This is a genomic window from Mesorhizobium sp. BHscii, assembly GCF_053848065.1.
The window spans coordinates 20,156-41,965 of the sequence record NZ_JBSPKW010000009.1 but is presented as its reverse complement, the minus strand read 5'-3'; the positions used below and the strand labels follow the sequence as shown (position 1 = coordinate 41,965).

17 protein-coding genes are annotated in these 21,810 nt (G+C 62.1%); 2 read left to right on the top strand and 15 right to left on the bottom strand.

The annotated features are described in order from the left end of the window. Positions 1–46: 46 nt before the first annotated feature. From ggt to ACWTU7_RS14555, 3 genes are read right to left on the bottom strand one after another with little or no spacing between them, the layout of a single operon-like run. The gene (gene ggt / locus ACWTU7_RS14565) at positions 47–1,657 is read right to left on the bottom strand and encodes a gamma-glutamyltransferase (RefSeq protein ID WP_455838899.1); all 1,611 of its coding nucleotides are present in this window, start codon (positions 1,655–1,657) and stop codon (positions 47–49) included. Further along, a complete protein-coding gene (locus ACWTU7_RS14560) occupies positions 1,654–2,514 on the bottom strand; it encodes an alpha/beta hydrolase (protein ID WP_455838898.1) in 861 nt (286 codons plus the stop codon). The genes ggt and ACWTU7_RS14560 overlap by 4 nt, the downstream gene beginning before the upstream one ends. 12 nt (positions 2,515–2,526) lie before the next feature. Further along, positions 2,527–4,128, bottom strand: a complete 1,602-nt coding sequence (locus ACWTU7_RS14555; protein WP_455838897.1) for an ABC transporter substrate-binding protein — start codon at positions 4,126–4,128, stop codon at positions 2,527–2,529. Between the two features lie 121 nt (positions 4,129–4,249). Between ACWTU7_RS14555 and ACWTU7_RS14550 the strand changes: the two genes are divergently transcribed. Continuing rightward, the gene (locus ACWTU7_RS14550; protein ID WP_455838896.1) at positions 4,250–5,152 is read left to right on the top strand and encodes an IclR family transcriptional regulator; all 903 of its coding nucleotides are present in this window, start codon (positions 4,250–4,252) and stop codon (positions 5,150–5,152) included. A 14-nt stretch (positions 5,153–5,166) separates the two neighbouring features. Here the strand turns inward: ACWTU7_RS14550 and ACWTU7_RS14545 are convergent, their stop codons facing one another. The 12 genes from ACWTU7_RS14545 to ACWTU7_RS14490 form a co-directional block, all read right to left on the bottom strand. Beyond that, on the bottom strand, positions 5,167–7,089 hold the full coding sequence (locus ACWTU7_RS14545; RefSeq protein WP_455838895.1) for a CHASE2 domain-containing protein: 1,923 nt from the start codon (positions 7,087–7,089) through the stop codon (positions 5,167–5,169). A 15-nt stretch (positions 7,090–7,104) separates the two neighbouring features. Then, on the bottom strand, positions 7,105–7,932 hold the full coding sequence (locus ACWTU7_RS14540) for a FecR family protein (RefSeq protein ID WP_455838894.1): 828 nt from the start codon (positions 7,930–7,932) through the stop codon (positions 7,105–7,107). Next, complete coding sequence (locus ACWTU7_RS14535) at positions 7,929–9,203, bottom strand: tetratricopeptide repeat protein (protein WP_455838893.1); 1,275 nt, start codon at positions 9,201–9,203, stop codon at positions 7,929–7,931. Before ACWTU7_RS14535 ends, ACWTU7_RS14540 begins: the two co-directional genes overlap by 4 nt. A 312-nt stretch (positions 9,204–9,515) precedes the next feature. Further along, positions 9,516–11,681: a SulP family inorganic anion transporter gene (locus ACWTU7_RS14530; RefSeq protein WP_455838892.1), complete on the bottom strand. Its 2,166-nt coding sequence runs from the start codon at positions 11,679–11,681 to the stop codon at positions 9,516–9,518. Between the two features lie 124 nt (positions 11,682–11,805). Continuing rightward, positions 11,806–12,993 carry a magnesium transporter gene (locus ACWTU7_RS14525; RefSeq protein WP_051695389.1) on the bottom strand — a complete coding sequence of 396 codons (1,188 nt, stop codon included), beginning with the start codon at positions 12,991–12,993 and terminating at the stop codon, positions 11,806–11,808. A 343-nt stretch (positions 12,994–13,336) separates the two neighbouring features. Continuing rightward, the gene (locus ACWTU7_RS14520; protein ID WP_455838891.1) at positions 13,337–14,149 is read right to left on the bottom strand and encodes an SDR family NAD(P)-dependent oxidoreductase; all 813 of its coding nucleotides are present in this window, start codon (positions 14,147–14,149) and stop codon (positions 13,337–13,339) included. Further along, the gene (locus ACWTU7_RS14515) at positions 14,146–15,147 is read right to left on the bottom strand and encodes a sugar phosphate isomerase/epimerase family protein (RefSeq protein ID WP_455839028.1); all 1,002 of its coding nucleotides are present in this window, start codon (positions 15,145–15,147) and stop codon (positions 14,146–14,148) included. The genes ACWTU7_RS14520 and ACWTU7_RS14515 overlap by 4 nt, the downstream gene beginning before the upstream one ends. A gap of 40 nt (positions 15,148–15,187) precedes the next feature. Continuing rightward, positions 15,188–15,961 (bottom strand): SDR family NAD(P)-dependent oxidoreductase, encoded by a 774-nt coding sequence (locus tag ACWTU7_RS14510; protein ID WP_455838890.1) that lies wholly within the window; start codon positions 15,959–15,961, stop codon positions 15,188–15,190. Between the two features lie 4 nt (positions 15,962–15,965). Then, positions 15,966–17,063: an ABC transporter ATP-binding protein gene (locus tag ACWTU7_RS14505; RefSeq protein ID WP_455838889.1), complete on the bottom strand. Its 1,098-nt coding sequence runs from the start codon at positions 17,061–17,063 to the stop codon at positions 15,966–15,968. Positions 17,064–17,073: 10 nt separating this feature from the next. Then, positions 17,074–17,976 (bottom strand): carbohydrate ABC transporter permease, encoded by a 903-nt coding sequence (locus tag ACWTU7_RS14500; protein WP_127208056.1) that lies wholly within the window; start codon positions 17,974–17,976, stop codon positions 17,074–17,076. Beyond that, positions 17,969–18,904 (bottom strand): carbohydrate ABC transporter permease, encoded by a 936-nt coding sequence (locus ACWTU7_RS14495; protein ID WP_455838888.1) that lies wholly within the window; start codon positions 18,902–18,904, stop codon positions 17,969–17,971. Before ACWTU7_RS14495 ends, ACWTU7_RS14500 begins: the two co-directional genes overlap by 8 nt. Positions 18,905–18,964: 60 nt before the next feature. Further along, on the bottom strand, positions 18,965–20,230 hold the full coding sequence (locus ACWTU7_RS14490) for an ABC transporter substrate-binding protein (protein WP_455838887.1): 1,266 nt from the start codon (positions 20,228–20,230) through the stop codon (positions 18,965–18,967). Positions 20,231–20,339: 109 nt separating this feature from the next. Between ACWTU7_RS14490 and ACWTU7_RS14485 the strand changes: the two genes are divergently transcribed. After that, the gene (locus ACWTU7_RS14485) at positions 20,340–21,569 is read left to right on the top strand and encodes an ROK family transcriptional regulator (RefSeq protein ID WP_455838886.1); all 1,230 of its coding nucleotides are present in this window, start codon (positions 20,340–20,342) and stop codon (positions 21,567–21,569) included. The last annotated feature ends 241 nt before the right edge of the window (positions 21,570–21,810 follow it).

Sequence of the window (21,810 nt, the reverse complement as noted above, 5' to 3'; positions counted from 1 at the left end):
CAGCCTGATTGCCGGAAAGGCTCGTCGGTCGTCTGTGCGCGGCACATCACGCCGGCACCGCCATCGCCATGCCGTCGCGCTGCGGATCGGCACCGCCGCGGCAAACTCCGTCTTCGATCTGGATGCCGTGAAGGGCGGCAAAAGCGTAACTTTGCCAGGAGCGCTTCACCTCGTAGCCCCTGCCCTCGATCTCTTCAGTGACATAGCGCGGAATGCGATTGGAGACGTCGATTGTATTCGACACCGCCACGATCCTCGGGGCGGCCACCGCTTCCGGCATGCTCATATTGAAATCAATGAGGTTCATCAGGCCCTGCGCCATGGACGGCGCGATATAGCTGCCGCCGGGCGCTCCCATGACGATCACGGGCCGGTCGTCCTTGAAGACGATGGTGGGCGCCGCAGAGCTGGCCCGCCGCTTGCCGGGAGCCAGCGATCCGGCCCTGCCCGGCCTTGGGTCGAAGCGGCTCATCGTTCCGTTGTACATGAAACCCAAGCCATCGGTGATCGCCCCCGACGGACTGCCCAGCGTGTGGGTCAAGGCGACGGCGTTGCCCTCCCGGTCGACCACCGAAATATGAGTCGTCTCGCGCGGCGAACGGTCGTCGACGCGCTCGATGCTGGCGCGCAGCCCAGCCTTGATCTCGGCGGCAAGCCCGCCGCAATAATCGCGGGACAGCAGCCGCCCGATCGGCACGTCAACATAGGCAGGATCGCCGAGGTGGCGGTCCTTGTCGATGGTCATGCGCTTCATCGCCTCTGCCAGCAGGACGATGTGCTCGGCACCGCCATGCTCCATGGCTCCGACATCAAAATGCGCGAGGATGTGGAGCAATTGCAGCATGGATATGCCGCTGGCGGGCGGCGGGCTGGTCGCGATATCGTAGCCGCGATACTCGCCCCAGAGCGGTTGCGCGGTAGAGAGCTCGTAGCACGCCAGATCATCCGTCCCGATGAGGCCTCGGTTGGCGGCCATGTCGGCGGCGATTTCTTCGGCGATCTCGCCCTTGTAGAAAATGTCGGGACCGGCCGCCGCGATGCGCTCGAGCGTTTGAGCGAGATCGGTGTTGACTACGACGTCACCTGGCAGCTTCACCGTGCCGTCAGAGCGAAAATAGATTGCGCGCCCCGTGTTGCTGAAGCGCAGCTTGTCAAGCGTCCGCACTTCGCCGGTATCGACGCCGTCCTGCGACCAATACCAGTGGACATGCGGGCGGACCATGAAGCCTCGCCTGGCCTGCGTGGCGGCGGGTGCGACGACGTCGGCCCATTCAAAAGTGCCATATCTCGCCAGCGCCTCGGCATAACCCTTGATACTGCCCGGCGTGCAGACGGCGAGGTAGCCGATCTCGCTGATGCCGCCTTCCAGCAGAAAGGCGAAGCCATCGCGAGACTGGCCGACCAGGAGGTCGCTCCACATTTCAGGCGATGCTTTGAGCGGCGCCCTGGCGTAGAATTCAAGCACCTCGTGCACGCCGCGTCGCGGCATGTAGACCTGCATCGAGCCAAACCCCCCGATGCCGGCCATTTGAGGGTCGACGACGCCTTGCATAAAAGCGCAGGCGATCGCCGCATCGACGGCGTTGCCGCCGCGTTTGAGCACCAGCGCGCCCGCCTCGACCGCCTCCGGCTGCGGCGCAACGATCATTGCGTTCATCTTGAGGCGTTCCGTCGTTCCTTGAGCGCCTGGGCCAGGAAATCCTTGACCGGATCGAGAACCGCGTCGCGTTCGTGGGATACCCCGGGCAACAAATCAAAGCGTACGCGCACACCGGCTTCCTCGAACGATCGACACAACGTCCTGAGGCGTTCCGGCCTCGTTTGTCCTGCATCGTTGGCGCCCGGCATCCAATGGGTGCTGCCTTGGACATGCGTGATTTCCCAGGTCTCCAGGTCGGCATCGCCGACGATCATCTGGACCGGCACTTTTGCCAGCGCTGCGGCGTCGAAGGTGATGCCGAACCTCTCCGCCAGGTCGCGAATGCCCACCCACCAGTCCCGCGTGGGATCGAGCAAGGTCACCGAGCCTGGCGCACCGATCGACGCCGCCCAGAGCCTGTCGGGATGGAGGATGGCGAAGCGATGGGTGAAGTGCCCGCCGCCGGAAAATCCGAACATGGCGAAACGGGTCCAGTCCTGACGGTATTTCGCGACAACTTCCTCGACTATGGCGAGCAGCACCTGATCGTAGCGGATGTCGCCCTCGATCATGTATTTGTATCCGCTGCGGGCGTCGTCGCCGAGAACGCCCATTGGAAACACCGGGCACAAGATGGCGCAGTCGTTCCAGCGTCCGAACTCGGCGAACGCGTCGCGGAAACCCAGGAACGAGGTGCGGCCAGTGCCATGGACGGCCACCAGCAGGTCGACTTGGGCGCCTTCCCCAACCGCGGGCGGTACATACAGGCAATAGTGGAAGCGTGGGTCTGATTTGGAAGCAAAGATGGCGGTCGCGCCAAGATCGTATGTAGCGCGACCGCGATCCGCGACGGATCCCGTGGCGATGCTCGTCAAGTCTACAACTCCTCAGACAGTCTTGGCATTCATCGCCAGCGTATACTGGTCGGCCCGCGTCGTGAACTGAAGGTCCTTCCGGGCAGCCACGACGAGGACCTCGTGGTGCATCGGAATCACAGCGACGTCGTTGAAGACGATCTCGCTGAGCTCCGAGAGCATCTTTTCGCGTTTGGCATCGTCCAGCGTCCGCTTCGCCACAGCCAATTTGGCATCGAGATCGGGGTTGGAGTAGCGGCCCGAATTGGCAATACCCATACCGGCATCCGGGTTCTGCGTCGCGACCAGCGCTGTCATCGGGTTAGAGGTTTCGCCCGTGTTGACGCCCCAGGAGTCCAGATTGATGCTGAACTCATGGGCATCCGCCTTGTCGGCATAAACCGACCAGGGCATGACCTCGACGCTGACTTCCAGGCCGATGCGGGAGAACATCTGGGCCACGGCCTGCACGATCTTCGAATCGTTGACGATACGATCATTGGGCCCGTGGATCGTCAGTCGGAAGCCCTCGGGGTAGCCAGCCTCGGCGAGCAGGGCCTTGGCTTTTGCAGCGTCGAATGGAACGGGTTTGATGGCAGCCGAGGTGCCCGGGGCGCCGGCAGGCAGAAACTGCGAAGCGACAATGGCATTGCCCTGCATCAGGCGCTCCACAATGGCGCTGCGGTCGATCGCCATGGACAGCGCCTGCCGCACGCGCAGATCCTTCAGCGGGTTGCGGTCGAGCGGCTTGCCGTCCTTGCCAGTGATGAAGGGCGTGACGTCCCGGAACGTGTCCAGCGAGAAGAAGACGACCCGGCTCGAGACGCCGCGAATGATGTGAAAGCGCTCGTCTTTTTCGACGCGAGCAACACCCTCGTAGGGCACCTGTTCAACGAGATCGAGATCGCCGGCGAGCAGGTTGGCAAGCCGCGCGCCGGCATCGGTGACGATGCGGAGCTCGACGTCCGGCAAAGCAGGCTTCGGTCCCCAGTAGTTTGGATTGGCGGAAAGCGCGATACGGTTGCCGGAAACATATTCCTTCAGCACATACGGGCCGGTGCCGATCGCCGCGGTGCCGTTGTTGAACTGATCGCTAGGGGTATCCTTGAACTTGGCGCGGATGATGCGAATGCGACTGAGGGAGTTGGGCAGAAGCGGCTCCGGCTGTTTGGTTTCGATGAGAAGCTTGCCGGGTTGGGGCGAGGTGATCGAGTTGATGTTGCGCGTGTAGGTCCGGAACGACGCCGTGCTTTCGATGGTGTTGGCCCGGTCGAATGAGACGACGATGTCGTCTACGGTGAGCGGCTCGCCGTCGCTGAAGCGCACGTCGGGCCGCAGGTCGAACTCCCAATGGGTGTCGTCGACCACGCGCCAGGCCGTCGCGAGCCCCGGTCTGGAGATCGATTTCTCGTCGTTGATGACAAGCGTGTCGTAGATGTGGGTGGCAAGCGCGTTGTTCGGCGCATTGCTCTTCAGATGCGGGTCTAGCGTCGTCGGCGGAGCAGCCATGCCGATCCGCAGCTGGCCATTTGCCGCGGCCTGGGCAAACCCCGTCCAGCTAATGCCTTGCAAGACAGCGGCACCCCCGAGCGCCCATTGCATCAGCGCACGGCGCGATATTGTCCGGTTCATCATTGGTTCTCTCCGTGTCCACTCTGGATAGGTCCGTCGGAGGAGTTCTTTTCTGCTGCCGCTTGCCATCATCGAGCCCAGCCTAGGATCCGCTGACGGTGCCGGCCTCCTTCCTGACGGCGAGTTGAAACTAAAGCTCCTCCGTTTGTCAATACAGATAAACCGTTGTTTCACTAGACGAGACAAATTTTCTCGTTTAGGCTTCAGCATGAGAGTTTTGGCGAGGAAACGAGAAATGACCGATCAGGCAGACACCCGGTACACAGTCGATTCCGTCGATCGCGCGATCAGCTTGCTGCAGACTGTGGCCGGAGAGGCCGATCTTGGCGTTTCCGAAATCGCGCGGCGTTCTGGCGACAGCAAGGCACGTGCTTTCCGGCTTTTGCAGACGCTGGTGCGACGCGGTCTGCTGGCGCGGTCATCGGATGGAAAAGGCTATCGTCTCGGCCTCGCCGCGCTGATGCTCGGCCACGCCGCCAGCGAACAGATGGACCTGATCCGCATTGCAAACCCTGTTCTGGAAGAACTCGGTCAGGAGATCGGCGAAACCACCCAGCTGCGAATCCGCGATGACCAGGAAAGCCTTTGCGTCGCCAAATGGGAGCCGAAGCGGGACCTTCGCGTCAATGCGATTGTCGGCCGCCGGCGTCCGCTACATGCCGGTTCGAGCAAGGCGTTCCTGGCCCATATGGATGATAAGGAGCGCGAGGCCATTCTTTCCGGCCCGTTGAAGCGCTTCACCAAAAAAACTGTGACCGATCCTCGGCTTCTAAGGGGCGGGCTCGAGCAAATCCGCAAGGCGAAGTTTTTCGTCAGTCGCGGCGAGATCAACGACGATCTGATTTCGATCACCGCACCGGTGTTCGTGGCACCGGGCAAGATAATCGCGGCGCTGAACATCGCTGCCCCGGAAAACCGGGTGCCGGAAGAGCGCATAAGCGAACTGGGCGATATGGTAGCCCGGGCCGCCCATCGTATTTCCGCCGCCCTTGGCTTTCGCTCGCCGGCCAATGAGATGGCGAGTTGAACCGGTGCCAAACATCACACGACTTCCTTGGCGGATTGTGACGAGGGGTGTATCTCCGGAACGGTGAAAATCGACACCTCGCCCTTGAAGCCTTGGAGTTCAAAGGCGCCTGCCTGCACAACCGGCATCGATGCTCCTTGCGCAAATCCGGGACCAAGCACCAGAGGGATCCTCAGCTTTTTGGTGGTTGACTCGAGCCGTGCCGCGCGGTTCACCGGCGAGCCGATCGCGGTGTAATCGAAGCGCCGTTCGGAGCCGAAATTCCCGACGGAGCAGATGCCAGTCTCGATAGCGACGCCGATTTGGATAGAGGGGTGCCCGCGCGCCGTGAACGCGGCGTTTTCGCGCTTCACCCGTTCGATCAGGGCAAGCCCCGCTTCGAGCGCACGCTCGCGATGATCTGGCTGGTCAAGCGGCGCGTTCCAGAAGGCTAGCACGGCATCGCCCATGAACTTATCGATGGTCCCGTCGCGCTTGAGTATCTCATCGGTCGCGAGGCCGAGGAAGTGATTGACCACCTTTGCGATTTCTTGTGCATCGAGTTGTTCGCTCATCGCCGTGAAGCCGCGTATGTCACTCAGCAGGATTGTGATCTCGCGCTTCTCTCCGGACAGGATCGCTTCGGTATCCGAATTTGCGAGGCGCTGCACCACGGAGGGCGACAGATATTGGGAAAACTGCCGTGCCAGGGTGGACCGGCGCTGCTCGCTGCGCCTGTAGAGGACATAGCCTTCGAAGCCTGCTAAGAGGATCGTCGCAAGCGCTGGCTGTAGTGGGTCGTAGAGCTTACCCTGCAGGCTGTATTCGAGAGCGCCGAACGCGAAGGGCGTGGCAACAAGGAGCGCCAGAGCGAGGGCGCCAAGCATGACACGCTGGGCGAGAACTCCCGAAAGTCCGATGAAAACGATGCCACTGAGGACCAACCACAGCCGCTCCAGCGTACGCGCTTGCGTCGGCTCTGCAAGATAGCGCGCGGCAAGCATCTGGCCGATTGCATCAGCGTGGATGTCCACGCCTGGTCGCGCCGGACGCGTCGGGGTTGGCAGGTACTGCGTCAATCCCACGGCCGACAGGTCGACAATGGCGATGGCGTTCCGCAGCAGCGGATCGCCGCGGCCCGAAAGAATACTACCGGCAGATATGCGTGGCGTATTGGTGTCGGTTTCCCAGAGGCGGATGCTGCCCTGCGGCTCGAGTGGCACGATGGTCCCGGCCATCCTGAGCGCGTCAAACCCGGCGGCATTCATCCGGGCTACGTAGCCGTTCTCTCCGGCGTAGAGGCGCAGGAGTTCGAGCGCGAAGGACGGCCAGAGCTGAACGCCTTGAGCCGTATTTCGGAGCCAGAGCAGCGGCACATGGCGTAGTACGCCGTCGGTATCGGGCAAGGTGCGAATTACGCCGAGGCCCGCAGCGGCGCTCGAGAATTCGGCAAGCGAGCCGGTCAGGCCGGTGAAGCCGGGAAGTGTGTCGGGTACTTGCCCGACAATCGACCAGCCGGCTTTGGGCTCTGCTTCTGAAACCGTCGCCTCGTTGCCCAGGCTGACGGCAAGCGCCGTCCGGTTTTTCGACAGCGCCGTTGCCAGGCGCTTGTCTCCGGCGATACCGTCAGGCGAGGTGTCGGCCTCGGGCAGCACCAGCGCAAGCCCGATCACCGCGGCACCAGACCCGCTGATGCCATCGACCAGATCAGCCAAAAGGCCACGGTTCCAAGGCCATCGCCCATGTGCCTTGAGGCTGGCGTCGTCTATCGAGACGATCACGACAGGATTGCTCGTCGCCTGGCGCGGGGCGAGAAACTGGTAGAAGTCGTACGTGCGTTCGCGCAGGCGCGACAGCGGCCCGTCGAAAGCCAAATGGCAAGCGAGCAGCAAGAGCACGACCACGAGACCGGATATTTTGCGCCTGGCAGCTTGCCGCCAATCGAACACGGGGCTCATGCCGGTCGGGCGGGTCTACCTGCAGTCTGGATAGCAGCAACCCTCACCCTCACACCCACCGTTATCCCCGCCGCCGCCCACGGGTGGCGTTAGGCTGTCGGGGAACTCCATGACCACGCCTGGCAATGCGCCGTCGGTGGACTCGCAGGCTTTGAGCGAGCCGCCGAGTGCCGACGCACAAATCGCGCTTACGTCCAATCCAGGACCCGGTGCGCCTGGCAGACCGGTGCCGGCTATCCGGTCGATGCTGTCCAATATCGGGAACGTGTCGATTCCGCCGTAGCCGGTCAGCAGCTTGCCATTTTCCGATGTGCAGGCGTAGCCCGGGTTGGTGATGACCAGCCGTTTGCCATTCATCGTGCAGGTCATGCGGCCGGCGCGCAGTATGCCGACGGTCTGGCCGGCTGCCACCAGCACTTCGATGATGCCGCCTCTGGCCCCGAGCACCATATGCGGCGTCGCAACCTGCATGACGCCGCCTTTGGAAATCTGGCCGCCATAAAAACGGGCCAGGCCGCTGTTCATCCCGACGTCGATCTTTCCCGATCCGGAGCCCGGATTGTAGACGAATTCATCGATCGTCAGGCTGGTGTTCGGACCAATCTTGGCGCTCGATTCGTCCCGGAACACCAACATTCCAAGACCAGTGGGATTGCTGCGCAACTGATCGCCGAGTTCGACGCCGGCACCGACACTCATCGTCCCGCTGTCATTGCGGACGATGTTGGTCTGGTAGGCCGTCATCGACCCGATCGTTTCAGCGGCGGATGGTGCCGCAAAGCCAAGGCAGGCGACATAAATGGCGATCTGACGGTACGGGGTCCTCATCGCGGCCTCTTTCAATTGAGCGTCAACGTGTAGCTCATGAGCATTTCGAACGATTTTCGGTCGCGGCTGGCGACGTCGAAGTTGATTTCGCGATAGGCGAGATCGACGCTGATCTTCTGCGACTCCGTGAGCTGAAAATCGCTTTCCGAGGCAATGCGCCAGAAGTCGCTCTTGATATTTGTGCCGATGCCAACGGACAGATCGGGAGTGTCGCTGTGGCCGGCCGAGAAGGCGACCTGGTGCGACCATGCGAAAAGATCCGGTACGTTCATCAACAGGCCGCCGTAGCGGATCTCGCCCATGTAGCTGTGGCCGATTTCGCCAGATCCGGAGGCGAAGTCATTCGAGCCGACCAGGCGCAATCCGAGCGCCTGGCCATTGCGGAAGCGGTAGCTGCCGCCTGCCTCATAGAAGACCCTGCTATCGGCGAAAATGCCTTGCGAGGCGCTTAGATCGATGTAGCCGCCGCCTGCAAAAAGGGTCGTCTCCACGGTCGGGCGCACAAGAAAGCGTCCACTGAGGCCGATGCCGGTTTCGTGGATATCGCTGTCGAAACGATCTGTAACGGTAAACGCCGAAAGCAGCAGGCGCAGCGAATCGATCCCACTGTTGGGCAGCCCCTTGTCCCAGGTGATCGCGGCGTTGCCGTGGATGAAAGTCTCCTTGCTACCCGGAACCGACAGGTCTGCCGTGAAAAAACGCTGTGTCGCCGTCAACGACCCTGAAAGAACGAGAGCGTCGGCACTTGGCGTGCCGAGGTCCCATCGCACAAAGCCTTCCGCCCGCCCATAGGGCGAGACGAAGCTGTCGTCGTCCTGGGCCCCGCCGGACTCAAAATCGGTGAATGCGCTGAACACGCCGCCGGTCAGGGCGAGTTCCCAGGTGACGCCACGCAACGCGCTCTCGATGCGGGCAAGCAGGCGAACAGCTTCCTGCTGCTCAGCCGCGGACAGGCCCCCGACCTCGATGCCGTACTGCACCTGCCGCCGGGCCAATTCATAGGAGCCGACATGATAGTACAACCGGCTGGCCGCAAGCCGGGCGCGGGCATCGCGGGGATATTTGATGAGATACTGCTCGACCGACGAGATCGCCTGATCGTACTGCCCGGCGTTGACGGCAACCGTGACGAACTGGGCGAGCGTTCCGTTATCGGCCGGACTGGCGATGCGGGCTGAAAAAGCATCGTCATAGGCCGGATAGAGACCTTGTGCGCCGGCCGGCGATATGCCGGTGCAAAGCAGCGCCGCGGCGAAGCCGAAGATCATTGAAAACGAGGAATGCATGCCGAGAAACCCACCCCAACCCGACTAGTGCAGCGATCTAGCACGCCTGCACGAAAAAAATCGACAGAACTGTCACAAAACCTTCCGAGTCTTCAGCAGCTGTTGCAGCTGCGCAACAAACTATCGGGTTCATTCGCATTTCGGCTACCCTGGTTGGCCAAGCATCTTCTCAGCTTGCTGGACTTCGAGCAAGTATTCGCTACAAACGGCAACTAAGCCAAATCATAATCAGCCGTGGATCGCGCAGCCGACAAGATCAATATTGTTTGCGCGATTCTGCGCATATCTGGTCGCCGCCTGACGCATCAAGTGTCACATGTAGCTCATCCGAAGGTCTTCCGTCGCGTTGCGCAAGCGGTCGGAGAGCTGGCGGGCGATGCTTCTCAGGACGGCCTGCGCAATGTGCGGCCTGGCCTTTGTTATCTTGTTGAACGCCGACGAGGTCAGCTTATGGGCAACAACGTCCTCGTCGGCGATCACGTCCGTCGAGCGTGGTCGCTCGGTCAGGAAACCCATTTCCCCCACTGTGCATCCAGCCCCGATGCTCGCCAGCCGGCGCCGCCCACCAGGCGTAGTTACCCAGACGCTGATACAGCCGCGCGTCAGCATCCACAGTCGGTCCGCCGGATCGCCAGCGCGGCACAGCACTGCGCCCTTCGGGAATTCGACGCGGTCGAGATAGCTCATCAGCACCTTCAAATCTTCCGGCTGCGTGGTCATGCCGAAATCGGTGCGTTCGAGTGGCACCTCTATCACGGAGCGGGCTGCACTGTCGGTCCGCTGCACGATTTCCTCTTCGAAGCGCTCCAGCGCTGTTTCGAGGTCGGGGTAGATATTCGGTCCATTAGGTTGCGACGTGCACTCCTCCAGAACCTGGGCATCCTTGAGGTCACTGAAGAACAACCGCTGACCACGCCTGGCGCACCGAGCGGCGATCTGCTGCAATGTCAATGCGCCGGAGGCGTCGATGTCGCTGACGGCGCGGAAATCGAGAATGATCACCCGCACGGCGATGGGCAGCCGGTCGATCTCCTCCGCGAGCTCATCGGCATTGCCAAAGAATAGCACCCCCTGCAGCTCGAAGACTGCAAGCTCCCGCTCGTGGGCCGCCAGCAACTCGTTCTGAGCTGTGGAACGGATGCGCCTGGAGCGCGTCTTGCCGACTATCTCCTTTCGCCGCACCACGGGCCGGTTCATTTCGATCATGAAGACGATGCAGGCCAGCGCCACGCCGACCACGGCGCCGACAACGGGTTGGCCAAGCACTGTGGCGAGCGCCACCGTAGCGACTACGCCGATATTGCGCTGTGCCTGGATGCGGCCCGTCGCATCCTTGCCGAAGAGTGCCTGGCGCGCGGTCCGCAGCGCCCAACGGTCTATGGTATTGATGCCGACGAAAACCAGAATGGCGGCCAGCACAACCAGCGGCATCGAGAAGATCAGACCCGGGAACGCAAGGATGGCCGCAAGCAGCACCGCCCGGCTCGCAAATGTCGAGGCGCGCGTGCGCCCACCGGCACGATGGTTGGCGGCAGTCAGCGAGGCTGACGTGGAGACGAACAGCCCGCCCATAATAGGGGAGACAAGGTTGGCGATGCCCAGCCCGACAAGGGCGCGGTCCGGACCGATCTGAATGTCAGCCAGATTGCGCGCCGTGCGCAGGGTGAAGACCGTGTCAAGCGTTCCCACGATCGCCAGGGTCAACGAGCCGGCGATCAGGGTCCACCAGATATCTCCGAACCCGAGCCGGAGTGCGATGGCAGCGTCGTGTAGGCCTATCGGCGCCCAACCGCCCAGATCGATCGTGCCGACAACGGGGCCGAGCTCAATGCCGGGCGCCCACAGACGGGCAGCATGGTAGATCAGATAGCCGATCAGCAGGCCGGCAAGCAGCGCCGGAATCCTGGGTGCATGTCGCGTGATCACCACCATGGTCGCGATCAGCGCAAGACCAAAGGGAAGTCTTGTCAGAGTGGCGAGGCTGAAATCTGCCGCTGCGACCCCGCTCCAGGACGAGACCGCGAGAAGCACCGGGGTCTGACTCTTGATGATCAGGATGCCAACCCCCGAGATGAACCCGGCGACAACCGGGTGGGGGGCAAGCTTGACGATTCGGGCGAGTCCGGTCGCCCCGATGAAGATCATCCAAAAGCCGGCCAGCATCACGCATCCGACGAAGGCAAGCAGCGCCTGGGTCGTGTTGCCGTCGAGAGCGACGAGCAGGGATCCCAGCAGGCTGGCCTGGATCAGTGAGTTGCTGGGCATGGTCGTCACGAAGGACGACCGTTGAAACACGGAAGCGACGATGCCGCCGGCAATGGCCGCGATGACGCCGGCAAGCGCGCCTTCCGCCACCCGATCCTCGCCGAGCGGCGAAAGGGCAAGGACGCCGGAGGAGATGCACATTGGAAGCGCTACGCCAGCCGTCGTCACACCTGCGGTCAGTTCCTGGGCCAGAACGCCCAGCCCGGCGCTCAAGCGGCGCGCAAAATCCGTCTGTGTCCCAACCTGCTCAACCACCATTCAAAGCCCCTACAACCTCACGGCGGTGATCCCGCCAACGCCATCCTTAATGTCGGCACGCGTCCGCGGCCGCGACCCACTACAGCACGAGCGTAGTGGCCAGCCCCAGCATCAGGCCCATGCCTACAATATCGGTCACCGTGGTAAGGAAGATCGCGGAAGCCACGGCCGGATCGGCGCCGACCCGCCGCAGGCCCAACGGGATCAGCACGCCGGAGATCCCGGACATGAGGCACGATCCGGACATGGCGAGCAGGATCACAAGTGCCAGCATGGGCGCCTGGGATGCCGACTCCGGTTGCTGCGAGGCGTAGAACCACATGGCCGCGGCCGCCACGAGACCGACGAGCAGGCCGTTGGCGATCCCGAGCGCTCCCTCCCTCAGCACCAGGTGCAGCTTCGGTCGTTTGTCCACATCCCCTAAGGCGAGGCCACGCAGCGTAATAGCCAGCGCCTGGCAGCCGGTGTTTCCGCTCTGTCCGGCCAACACCGGGAGGAACGCCGCCAAGGCGACGATCTTCTCGATCGTGCCTGTGAACGAGCCGACCACGAAAGCGGCTATGAAGGCCGTCAGCAGGTTGAGCTGCAGCCACGGATGACGTTTCAAGAAGGCTGAAAACAGCGGCGTGAAAGAACGCTCCTCCTTCTGGACACCCACCATCTGGCCAGGCTGGGCAGAAATCTCGATGATTTGCTGCTCGAACAGCCGCCAGCCGCGAACCTGCCCGAGCAGCCGGTTCTCCGCGTCCACCACAGGATAGACAGGGTAGTGACGGCGTACCGCCGCCTTGCAGGCTTCGCTCAAAGGCATATCGACGTGAAGGGCGAACGGACTTGCCAGCATGATCTGATCCACCGTCGCGTCGGCCTCGCTCAGCATCAGATCGCGCAAGACCACCAGGCCAACCAATTTATCGCCCTCGTCCGTGATGTAGAGGTAAGTCAACTCGGTCGGCACCTGCGCGCGCCTGACGGCCTCGACCGCGGCGGCTACCGTCGTCCCGACAGCAACGCTGGCGGGGATCGGGTCCATCAGCTCGACGATTGCCTCGGGGATCGCGAGATCCTTTCCGTCGGTATGAGTTTTGATGGGCCTCCTTTGCGGTGGCAAATACTCCGCCACCTTCCGGGCGTGCCTATCCGGTAACAACTTTAGTGCGTCGCGGATGAACTCGGGAGACTCTCGGGCTAGCAATTCAGCCGCGTCGTCAGGTGCTCGAGCACGCAGCGTGCGCACCAACTTCTGAATGTCGTTCTCTTGCCTCATCTGTTCCCCTCTAATGTTGCGCCTCTTGAGCTTAAAGACCGCACCGGTTCGCTCTGCCCAGGCGCACGGTGGCCCAAGCGCCTCGATCCGGAAATCTTCGCTTTCAGGGCGCCGAGTAGACCGAACCCAGACAAATCTGAGCCATTGCGTGGGTGCATACAGGCGGGCTGTAACGTCAGCGTGTCGCCAAGAGAATTGTCGTGTTGCCGAAATTCACCGTCGATCCCTGGGCTCCGCGAGCACGTCGCAACCCAGCGGCGAAGTAAGGTCGGCAATGGGCCGTCGTGGCCCTGTTCATTGGGGTGCGCTCAGCCCGACAGTTTCCGGTGTGAACGGCCGCGCTTTAACCTGGGAAGATGGTGAAACCGCCATCGACGCGAATGACCTGCCCATTGATGAAGCGCGCGCGCGGACCGGCGAGGAAGGCGACCGCTTCGGCGATCTCTTCGGGCTCGGCATATCGGTTCAGCGATTTCTTGCTTGAGTCCATACGCTCCGGATCGACGACGCGGCTCGCCTGGAAGCGTGCCGTCTTGGTGGCGCCGGGGCTCACCGCATTGATGCGCACGCCATCGTCGATCAATTCCTTGGCCAGGCAGCGCGTATAATGGACGACGGCAGCCTTAAGCGTGGAGTAGACCACCTCCGGCGAGCATCCGATATGCGCTGCCGCCGAGGCAATGTTGATCACCGAGCCTGAGCCGCGCTTGACCATAGGCGGAATGAACGCCTGGCAGACCAGCATCGTACCGATAAGATTGTTCTCGGTCAGAACCTTGATGTCATCATAGTCGATGTCGAGCGCGTTGTTGGGACTGGGCTTTACCCCCTTGGCGCCGATGTCGCCGCCGGCGCAGTTGACCAGAACATGCACATCGCCGAGGTCCGCCTCGATCTTCCTCTTCATTTCGGCGACGGCTTGCTTGTCGCCGATGTTGCCCGTGACCGCGGTCACTCGTGTCCCATGCCTTTCCAAACCCCTGGCGGATTCGCCGAGGTCTGCGAATTCGCCATATTGGGATGGCCGGGTCCAATCGAGATCGTGAATAGCGACGTTTGCGCCAAGTTCGGCCAAGCGTTCGGCCATCACACGGCCGAGGCCGCGTCCCGAGCCAGTCACGAAGGCAGTCAGGCCGCTGAGTTCTCGGGCAGTCATGCTGATTTCTCCATTGCAATGAAATCGAACTTCTTCATGTTGGCGGCGCTGCGCCGGATCATGTCGAGCTCATACGAAACGAGCGCGCCGTCATCGTCGCGCTCCCATGGCGTCCGGTAGTCGGCGTCGTCCGCAAGACGGTTCACGCGCGCAGCACTCAGGCAGGCCGCGAACTCGCGCGCGGTCTTCGGCGTATATCCGTTCCACCAGTCGTCGGTGAGACAGCGAACGTGACGGGCCTCCAGCGCGCCTGGCTCGAGCACGGCCGTCAGCGTATCATGGTGCTCGGCGAGGATGGCTGCCAGTTCAGCGAATGGCACGGCGCCATCGCCGATCGCGCAGCGGACCAGACGGTAGCCCTCATCCGTGAACTGCACGCGATAGTCCTTGAGGTGAACGTGGCGGACATGCGGCGCGATCCGCCGGGTGAAGGAAAGCGGTGCCTCGCCGACAGGGAACGCGTTGCCTGTATCGTAGGTAATGCCCACACCGGGCCCGCCGAGTTCGCAGAACGCGACCAGTTCGTCGCTGCCGAAATCCTGATGGTTCTCGATGCCGAGCACGCGGCCCTCAGCCGCCGCACGCGGTCCCCATTCCGTCAAGGCAGCGCGGATCGTCGCGTTGAACTCGCTCCATTTCGCGCCCCAGACGTTGCGGTCGCCGCACAGGACTGGGGTCAGTGCGATACGGATCGTTGTCGCCTCGAGCAGGCGCGCAGCCCGAAATGCGTTGTCCAACGGACCTGCCACGAGAAGTCCGCCACTTACCACCGGGACGATGTCTTGCGCGGTCAGACGCCTGCGCAGGTCGACGACCTCGGCGTCCGGCAAATCGGTCAACCACGGTTCGTAGATCTCGAGCGTGCGTGCGCCGAGTTCCTGCGCGAGCGCTATGAAGCCTTCCAGCCCCGCCCCATCCGGATTGTGCCTCGGCGTACCGCGGCCCTGCAAGCCGAGATGGTAGGTCAGTCCGTAAGGATTGAGGCCGAGACGAAGCATCAATTTGGTAGTCCCTTTGAAAGATGTGGAAGCGATCGCATCAGCGCAGACCCGCATCCACGGCGATGGACTGCTTCGTGATCATGCGGCTGTCATCGGCGGCAAGGAAGAGCACGGTCCGTGCAATCTCTTCGCCCAGCAGGACGCGGCGGATCAATTGCCGCTGCACCGTCTGGTCGATCGCGTCCTGCGTCTTGAACCACAACGCGCGCTGCCGCTCGGTGATGACAGCGCCGGGTTCGACTGCATTGACGCGGATGTTGTCGGATCCGAACGACCGCGCCAGCGCGCGCGTCAGCGCCACCACAGCGCCTTTGGCGGTGGCATAAGCCACCATCTGGTCCGCCCCGAAACGCCAGGCGATAGAAGAGAAGTTTATGATCGAGCCGAAGCCGAGTTCCTTCATATGCGGATGCACCGCCTGCGCGGCGAAGAAGTGATGCCGGAGATTGACGTCGAAGCTGCGATCCCAATATTCGGCTGTCACCGCGTCAACCGCATGGCGATGATCATCGGCAGCGTTGTTCACCAGAACGGCGACCGGACCAAGCTGCGCGCGTACGCCTTCGACCGACGCCTGCAGCGCAGCGACGTCGGTCACGTCGCAGTGGAGGTACAACGGCGCCTGCTTGGCGGTACCACCGAGCTCGCGCACCAATGCCTCCGCGGGTTCATCCTGCACATCGAGAAAGCTCACGCGGGCGCCATTCGCCACGAAAGCACGGACCATATCGGCCCCGATCCCGGAGGCACCGCCGGAGATCAGCACGACGCGATCGGTCAAGCTCGGATAAGTCGCGAATTGTTTGGACATCAGATCACAGAAGCGCCTTGGTTGTTGGATCGAACAGACAGGCGCGCGACATGTCGATGCCGAGCGTTATCGTCTCGCCCATGATGGGAGCGTCATCCGGCTCGAAACGGCCAGTGATCTCCAGGTCGCCTAGCCTGAGGACGGCAAGTGTCTCGGCCCCGGTCGGTTCAACCAGTTCGACGGGCGCCTGCATCGACTGCACAGCCGGTTTGCGCGACTTCAAGTCGGTCGTGAAGCGGTAGATGTGTTCGGGCCGAACACCCAGCACCACGTCCTTTGGCGCACCGACAGGCAGCGGAGCGGCAAGGGCAAGAGTGGCGTCGTTGCCGTCAGCAGCGCGCACCGCGATGCTGGTTGTGCCGGTAAGCCGGGCGGGGATGAAATTCATCGCCGGCGATCCCATGAAACCGGCTACGAACATGTTGGTCGGCCGGTCATAGATCCGCTTCGGCGTGTCGAACTGCTGCACCGAGCCCTGGTTCATCACCGCAATGCGGGACGCGAGCGTCATCGCCTCGACCTGATCGTGGGTGACGTACACAGTCGTCTTGCCGACGCGGTGGTGAAGCTTCTTGATTTCGGTGCGCATGTCCACGCGCAGCTTGGCGTCGAGGTTGGACAAGGGCTCATCAAACAAAAACAGCTTCGGGTCGCGTACCAGGGCGCGCCCCATCGCAACGCGCTGCCGCTGGCCACCCGACAATTGCCCGGGCTTGCGGTTGAGCAACTGCTCGATCTGCAGGAGTGCGGCAACCCGCTTTACCGCTTCTGCCTGCTCCGCTTTGGGCACGCCTCGGCTTTCCATGCCGAAGGTGATGTTCTGGCGCACCGTCATGGTGGGATAGAGGGCGTATGACTGGAACACCATCGCTATGTCGCGGTCCTTGGGCTGCACGGAGTTCACCAGTCGGTCGCCAATCCAGATCTCACCCGACGTGACGGTTTCCAGGCCGGCGATCATGGCGAGCAAGGTTGACTTGCCGCAGCCGGAGGGACCGACAAGGGCGATGAATTCCCCGGTCCGCGCCTCGAGATTGATGCCGGCCAGAATCTCGAGGCCGCCATAGCTCTTGTGAAGGTCGCGGATCATCAGCGCGGACATGGGCGATGCCTCATTTGATGGCGCCCTGCGTCAGGCCGCGCACGAAGTATTTTCCACCGAACAGGTAGATCAGCAACGGCGGCAGCGCGCCGATCAGCACGGCTGCGCTCATCACATCGTAAGCACGTGCGGTCGTGCCGCCGGCAGTGAGCGCGACCAATGCCGCCGTAATCGGCTGCTGCTGGCCGGAGGTGAAGACGACCCCGAACAGATACTCGTTCCAGATGCCCGTGAATTGCCAGATGACGGTGACGATCAAAATCGGCGGCGACAGGGGCAGGATGATCTTGCGGAAAATCCGCCAGAAGCCGGCGCCGTCGATGCGTGCCGCCTTGATGAGGTCGTCCGGTATGCTGACGTAGAAATTGCGGCAGAACAGGGTCGTGAACGAAATGCCCTGGACGACGTGAATCAAGACCAGCCCGTATGTCGAATTGGTTAGGCCGAGTTTGCCGAGCAGGAACGCCCACGGCATCAGCGAGATCTGGCCGGGCATGAAGACGCCGAGCAGCATCAGATTGAACAGAATTTCCGAGCCCTTGAAGCGCCATTTCGACAGCACATAGCCGTTCATGGCGCCGAGAAGCGTGGAGATGACCGTCGCGGGAATCGTCATCCAGAGCGAGTTGAAGAAATTGCGCTTCATGCCTTCGCAGGTGCCGCTGACGCAGTAAGTACCCCAAGCCTCCGCCCACGCATCGAGACGGAAGCTGCGCGGCAGCGAGATGAGGCCGTTGCGGGCAATCTCCGACTGCTCCCGCAACGAGTTGAAGACCACGACCAGCAGCGGTGCCAGGTAGATGACAGCGAAAAGCGTCAGCACCGCATAGGTAAGAAAGCGGTTCCAGAAATATCGCCGCGTAGCCGCCGCCGCTTCGGGATCATGCCGGGGGTTGGGGGCAATTTCAGCCATTGCGGCCCTCCGCCCGCCTGCGCCAAACGATCCACAAGGAATAGGGCACCAGCACAACCGCAAGGGCGGCGAGCATCATCATCGCCGCAGCGGCACCCTCGCCGATCTGCCCGCGCTGGAACATCAGGTCGTAGACGTAGATCGCCGGGAATGTAGTGGACACACCTGGCCCGCCCCGCGTCAACGCCGCCACCAGGTCGAACGTCTTGATGGCGAACTGGATCTGAATGACCGCCACCGCCAAAAAAATCGGGGCGATCGTCGGCAGGATGACCTTCCGATAGGTTCGGGAAACCGACGCACCGTCGATCTGGGCTGCTTTGACGATATCCGGATCGACCGACCGCAGGCCAGCCAGGAAAAGCGCCATTGCGAAGCCGGACGACTGCCAGATACCGGTTATGATCACCGCATAGATCGCGGTGTTGCGGTTGGCCGTCAGGGCGAAGCTGAAGTCGGTCCAGCCGAGCCCCCGCACGAAGCCTTGGATGCCGTCGACGGGATTGTAGAGCCAGCTCCACACCGTACCGGTGACGATGAAGGACACCGCCAGCGGGTAGAGGAAGATGGTACGCCAAACCGCCTCGCCGCGAACGCGCTGGTCGATCAGGATCGCCAGAAGCAGTCCGATGGCCATCGAGCCGACAATATAGAAGCCGCTGAACAGGAAGAGGGTGGTATAGGCGATGTTCCAGCGCCGGTTCGCCCAGAGCGAAGCATAATTGTCCAGACCGACGAACCCATAGGTCGGCATCAGCGACGAGTTGGAGAGCGAGAGATACAGCGTCCAAATCGTGAAGACGAAGACGTAGATGAAACTCGCCGCAAGCGACGGCGCCAGCACCAGAATGGGCACCATCGTGCCCAGGCGCTCCCGCCACGGGGTTGCGGGAGACGCAACCGGTACAGTCAGGTCATGTGTGGACATCGGCTGCTCCGGCGAAGTCAGGCCGGGCGCGCCGCCGCCCGGCCATCATCGGCAGCTTCTTCACATCTGCGCTTCGGCCGCATCAGCCATGGCACTAGCTGCGTCCTGCGCGGTCATATCCGGCGTCGCGACGAATTCAGTGACGGTATCCATGATCGCACCGCGCACCTTCTGCGGGATCGTCATGTTATGCGCCATCGAACGGACAAGCGTGCCGCCATCGATCGACGCCTGCAGGTCCTTCTGGGAGAGCTGCTGGCAGGGGTTGAATCCGTTCGAAAGATTGACGTCGAGACGGGCCGGGATCGAGCCCTTGGTCTGATTGAAAATCGTCTGGAACTCGGGCGATAGGATGGTGCTGGCGAGCAGTTTCTGCCCCTCGACATAGTCCGGATCCTTCTGCTGGAAGAACACGACCGAGTCGGAATTCAGGATGAAGCCCGGCTTGCCCCAATCAGTCGGCGCCTGGGCGCAGACATAGTCGGTGCCCTCCTTGAAGCCGCCGGCCGTGAGCAGGCCGAGCGTCCAGTCGCCCATGATGTGAAAAGCGGCCTCGCCGCGGCCGACCAGATGCGACATGGTATCCCAGTCGCGCCCGTTCATGCCGGGGTCCATATATTTCGTCGTCATCGTGCGGAACTGCTCGAAGGCCTTGACCATGCCGTCGCTGCGCATTGCCTCGACGTCACCCTCGACGAAGGCCTTCTTGAAGAGATCGAGATCCATTCCGTAGACCACGACCTCGAAGACCGTCGAATCGGTCCAGTCGGCGGTCGAGTGCGAGATGCAGATTTTGCCTGACGCCACGATCTTGTCGCAGGCGGCGTTGAAGTCTGTCCATGTCTTCGGCACTTCGGCGACGCCTGCTTCCTGCATGACCTTCGGCGATGCCCACAGCCAGTTGATGCGATGGATGTTCATCGGCGCCGCTACCCAGCTGCCGGTCGGCTTCATCACCGGCAGCAATTCGGGAGCGACGACCTTCTCCCAATTTTCCGCTGTCGCCAGTTCGTCGAGATTGGCTGTCATGCCGGTCTCGTTCCATTCGGCGATCTCGGGTCCCTTGAGCTGCACCGCGGGGGGTGCATTGCCGGCGATCACGTCGGCGCGCAATTTCGCCAGCGTGTTGGCCGTGTGGCCCGCGATGGAGGTCTGCTGCCAGGTGCCACCCTTGGCGGTAAACATCTCGCCGAGCTTGGCGATAGCCTGGGCGTCCGATCCGGTCGCCCATTGATGCAACAGGTTGGTCTTGGGCTCTGCGAACGCGGCTCCCGCAACAAAGGTGTACGCCGTAGCGGCCGCAAGGGCCGTCCTCAGGTATTCCATCGTTTCACTCCCATGTGATGTTACGGTTCGTATCGACCGCCTGTGGACGCAATTTGAGCTCGTCGCAGACGGAGATGCAGTAATCTCCGTTCTTTCCAAGATGACATATTTGAGCTATCAGTCAACGTCCTTTGTGCTCATCATGAACAAACCTTCGCTTAGAAATTGGCTGATCGACAGACCCTCCGCATCACCGGAGAGCCTGATCGTTCTATGTCTACGTGAGCGCGGCGTGCTTTCTGCGTCGCAAATTACCCGCATCACCGGTTTGGCGCGGTCGACGGTTTCAACCGCGCTCAATGGCTTGAGAAAGTCCGGGATGGTGATCGAATCCTCGACCCCCCATGACGGGATCAGGGGTATCGGCAGGCCTGCGACGACATTGACACTCAATCCCGCTGCGGGCACCTGTATCGGGATCCACCTAGGCCTCGATGAGATGCGGTGCGTTGTCGCCGACGTCTCGCATTCTGTCATTACCGAACAAACTATCCCCATGGGTCTGGACTACCAACCGCAACAGGCGGCCCAGCTCGCCAAGTCAGCAATTGCCCAATGCTACGAAGAGAACGGTCTGCCGATGGCGGGGCTCCTGGGGGTTGGGGTTTCCGTCTCGGGCCCTGTCAGCCGCGAAGGAGTGGTGCAGCGTGCGAGTATTGTTCCGACCTGGGCCGGGGTCAACATCCGCGATGTGTTCGGGCCGGTTCTCGAACAGCCGATTTTCGCCGACAACGAGAGCAACTGCTCGGCCATTGCGGAGCTGATGTGGGGCGCGGCTGTCGGCCAAGATGATTTCGTGCTGTTCAAGATCGATCTGGGCGTCGGCGGGGCCATTGTCCAGCATGGCCGGCTGGTGACTGGCATCGCCGGCGGTGCCGGCGAATTCGGGCACATCAGCGTGGATCCCAGCGGCGATCTTTGCCGGTGCGGCAATCGCGGCTGCCTCGAGCTTTATGCGAGCTTTGCCCGGCCGCTCGAGCAGATTTCGCGCATCGTGCGGCGGCCGGTCACGATGGACGAGGTGATCATGATGGCTGAACAGGGCGACGTCGGGGCGCTGCGGATGATCGAGGACACCGCCGAGTTCGCCGGCCGTGGTCTTGGCTTGATCGGCTCGGTGATCAATCCGCCACTCATCATTATCGGTGGCCGCATGGCTTTGGCGGGCGATACTCTCCTGGCACCGCTGATCGCGTCATATGAACGCCACACGCTCATCAAGTCCCGCGATGTCGCGCCCGCCCTGCGCACGCGGATAATTGTTGGCAAGCACACAGAGAACGACGCATTGCTCGGCGCAGTCGGCCTCGTGCTGCGACACAACAGCCGACTGCAATGATCTGGCCTTGCTCGCCGAATAGCACCGACCGATTGCCCCTTACTCCCACTCGATTGATGCCCAATCACGAGGATGAGGACAGCGATCCGGTGGGCTGCTCCGGTCCCGCAACGGTTCTGACGGGCCTGCCACGGACCATAAGGCGGCATGAACTCAGGTTGATCGTCCCATTCGCTGACAGCACGATCTATGAGATGGAGAAACGAGGTGAATTGCCGAGCAGCGCCGACAGACATATCTG